Source organism: Cupriavidus lacunae (assembly GCF_003353055.1).
Taxonomy (GTDB): domain Bacteria; phylum Pseudomonadota; class Gammaproteobacteria; order Burkholderiales; family Burkholderiaceae; genus Cupriavidus; species Cupriavidus lacunae.
The window spans coordinates 1-3497 of record NZ_QKWJ01000192.1; the positions used below are offsets into that span (position 1 = coordinate 1).

Annotated in this window: 3 protein-coding genes; 2 read left to right on the top strand and 1 reads right to left on the bottom strand. The window is 55.6% G+C overall.

Annotated features, from left to right (window positions below; translation table 11 throughout):
* Positions 1 to 125 precede the first annotated feature (125 nt).
* On the bottom strand, positions 126 to 1886 hold the full coding sequence (locus tag DN412_RS42445) for an ABC transporter ATP-binding protein/permease (RefSeq protein ID WP_115216939.1): 1761 nt from the start codon (positions 1884 to 1886) through the stop codon (positions 126 to 128).
* Between the two features lie 459 nt (positions 1887 to 2345).
* Between DN412_RS42445 and DN412_RS43285 the strand changes: the two genes are divergently transcribed.
* Both DN412_RS43285 and DN412_RS42455 read left to right on the top strand, forming a co-directional pair.
* Positions 2346 to 2714 carry a hypothetical protein gene (locus tag DN412_RS43285; protein WP_133303193.1) on the top strand — a complete coding sequence of 123 codons (369 nt, stop codon included), beginning with the start codon at positions 2346 to 2348 and terminating at the stop codon, positions 2712 to 2714.
* Positions 2715 to 3139: 425 nt separating this feature from the next.
* A complete protein-coding gene (locus tag DN412_RS42455) occupies positions 3140 to 3379 on the top strand; it encodes a DUF1488 family protein (RefSeq protein WP_115216940.1) in 240 nt (79 codons plus the stop codon).
* Positions 3380 to 3497: the final 118 nt, after the last annotated feature.

A 3497-nucleotide genomic window follows, 5' to 3' on the forward strand; every position in this document is an offset into this window, starting at 1 on the left:
AGCGCAGCATCGCCGCGCTACGGCGCCGCGCGACTGCCCTTGGCTTCCAGATCCATCCCGTGGGGACAGCTTCATGATAATGGCCCCCTCACGGTAGTCGTCTTCAATTCGTTTCTCTGGAGGCACTACCAGTCAAAGCGGTAGTCTCTGGTCGGATGCAGTTGCCATCTCCCGTCCCCGGGCAGCTCCAGAACCTGGTGGTGATATTTAAGGAGTGTGGGTCGATGGCTAACGCTGACAAGCGTCGTCGGCATGCCGGCCAACTGCAAGTACAGACCTTCCTCGTTGCCAATATCCAAGGCGCTGGTAGCCTCATCCAGCATGGCATAGCGCGGCTTTGCGAGCAGTACACGCCCGATCGTGAGGCGCTGTTGCTCTCCAACAGACAGCACTTTGCCCCAATCCAGCTCCGCGTCCAGCCCGCCGAATCTGCCGACGATATCCGGCAGGTTGACCATTTCCAACAGCAGCAGGAGTTCCTCGTCGGATATCTCCCTATCATGGTTGTTCGGATATAGCAGCTGGTTGCGCAGGCTGCCGACCACCATGTAAGGGTGTTGCGGCAAAAACAACATTTCGTCCGGCTTGGGCCGCATGATGCATCCCGTGCCGCAACTCCACAAGCCCGCGATCGCGCGCATCAGAGAACTCTTCCCACCTCCGCTGGCACCGACAATGAGCAGCCCCTCTCCCGGATTGATCGACACGGTCAAGTCCCTGACCAGCGTCCTCTCATGATTCGGCGTCTGCAAGGTGACATGTGCTAGCGCCAGGCGGGAGTCCTGCATGGCTTTGATCGTGCCCCCTGCATTCGGGGAGGCTGCCGCCTTCCTGGTCAGGGAGATGGAGAATGTGTCCAGCCGATCCAGCCCCGCCACAAATCGGCTCAGGTTTTCAAAGTTGTCAACGATCACGGCCAATGCGCTCAGTATGGCCGCAAACGCACCGGCAGCCTGGATGGCGCGACCGACTTCGAGCTCGCCCGAAAGGACGCGCGAAGCGACAATGGCGCTGGGCAGCATGATGGTCAGGAAGCCATAGCCATACTGAAACAAATTCAGATTCAGCTGCCAGTTGATGAGTTTGTTGAAGTTGCGGAACGCCTGTTCAAAACGCCCCCGCACATGAAAAGACTCCTGGGCTTCACCCCGATAGAACGCAATAGACTCAGCGTTCTCGCGAATTCGGATCAGGCTGAATCGAAAATCCGCCTCCCGCTTTAACTGATAAAAGTTCAGACCAATCAGGACTCGCCCGAAGAAATATATCGATATCGAGGTGCCAGCGACGGCGTAGAGAACAAGAAAGAGGACAAGCGACCTGGAGATCGACCACAGGACGTTGCTGAACGCAATGAGTTGCAGCAGCGCACCCATGCTGACCAGCAGGAAATATAGAGACTGCTGCGTAAACGTATTGATGTCCTCCGTCATCCGCTGATCCGGATTGTCTATCGTGGCATCTGAATTGAGTTTGTAGAAAATCCTGTCCTTGAAATATCCGTCCAGATAGTGGTTGGTCAGCCAGCGCCTCCAGCGAATGCCGAGTTTATTTCTAACATAATAGTAAAATGCATAGATCGGCACCGCTAGAATCAGAATGTAGATGCATTTTTCGATGGAGATCCAGAAACGATCAGCATTTTTGGCCGCCAATGCCGATGTAAATTCCCCGGATTGCTGGTTGAACAGTACATTGGTTTCGGTTTGCCCCAACAGCAACAGTATCAACAGGACAAGCAAGCCAACTGCCGTCCATTTATCCCGGGAGAACCAGTAAGGCTTCGCAATGGCCCAGAATCGAGTCCACAGGTGACGGCTGGAAGCGCCAATACTGTTCTCAGACGCTGGACTGCCGTGCGGCCTCGGATCGCTAACGACGCTCATGTCATAACTCCCAGAACAGAACGGATCACATACTCGTCACATTGATCCCGGCGCGGGCAACACTGCAGGACGGCAGAAGATCACTATTGAAATATAGGTCAGCAATATGGTGAGAAGAAGGGAAGACGTGGTACGCAACGAGGAGAGCCGCCTGCACTGAGCTTCTGACCGGATCTGGCCGTAATTAAATAAATATCACGGACTGTGCGCTGGCGGACGGCGCCCGCCTCGAGTGTGAGCTATATATAAATCCGATGCAGTGCTCGCTGCCGATTGAACGCACAGGAAATCCGCATCCGATTCTCGTCGGCGACACTCCGTTATTTTCCTTCCGGATTAAGAGGGCCGGACTAATCGCGTGACTGGCCAGTTTCTTTGACTGGACCTCTATGCCGATTTGAAGTGATTTCTTTCGGGATTTCCGGGTATCGTACCGACCTTATTGAAAAGGTGAGGAAAATGCCAACAGATTATCCCACTACCGTCATCGTCATTTATCACGGCAGCCCCCGCAATTGGTACTTTGCGGAGGTTGACCCGACGGCGTGCATCTGCCGGCTTGGCCCGTTCGACAGCGAAAATGCAATTCACGAAATCCTTTCTGTCATCTACCCTGCTGATCTGCCCCGTGAAACCATCGACGCCCCCGGCGACTACGACGACGCCACAATCCTGCGCACAGCAAAAGGGGCTGTCGATGTCTCGTTCGTCAGCCCTTGCCCGACTGGAGATGTAGGACCAGGGACATCCACTTCCTGGTGGAGACTCCTCTTCGGCCGCCACGCTCCCGTGCGTGGCTCTCTTCGTGTACTGGGATCGAATAACTAGAACCCATCAGAAAGGGGGACGGTCATGCAACGACGTGTCACTGTCGATAACCATCAGGTTTCGATCGAAGTGGAGCAAAAGGACGATCCCGTCGCGCCCGCCTTTGCCATCGGGTACACGGTGCGCTGTTCGATTGCGCGTACTGACGGGCAGCCTGTCAGGGACGGTCTCCTGAGCGTGCAGTCCTACGAGCTGATAGACGGTACGGAACACTTTCCAACCATTGATACTGCGCTTGATCACGGCGAGCCAAAGGCACGTAACGACATTGCGCGTTACAGCGGCCACCCCGCGGTCCAGCACGCGCAGTGGTCGAAACCCCGCTTCGGATCAGGAAACCAGCGCATACTGGGTTGGCACCGCTGTGCGGATGCCTGTAGTCAAGGAGCGCCCGGCGTGCCATCACTGGATCATAGGAGTCCACCATGGCACTGAATTTCCCCAATCCTAGCCGCAGCTACGATGCGGCGCGGCACTGCGTATGCTTCTGGGGCTACGACAACGCCCGCGAGGTCGCATTCCAAGTCTCTGACAATCTCCTTTTGCGCCTGAGTCAGGAGGTGGCTTCCGAAGAGGCTGCCTTTCTGGCCACATTCGATCGGCATCGCGAACGGATATTGCTGTTGGCAAAAAACATATACACGCCGGGCGCGCGCAATACATAGTCGTCCCTGCGGAATGCCGAAGAGTAAGACGCAGCAAGGCTTAGCAAGAATTTCGCTGCGTGCCGAACTCCCAGATCGAATATGAATCTGATTCGAATCCTGGGAGATTTGAGGGACT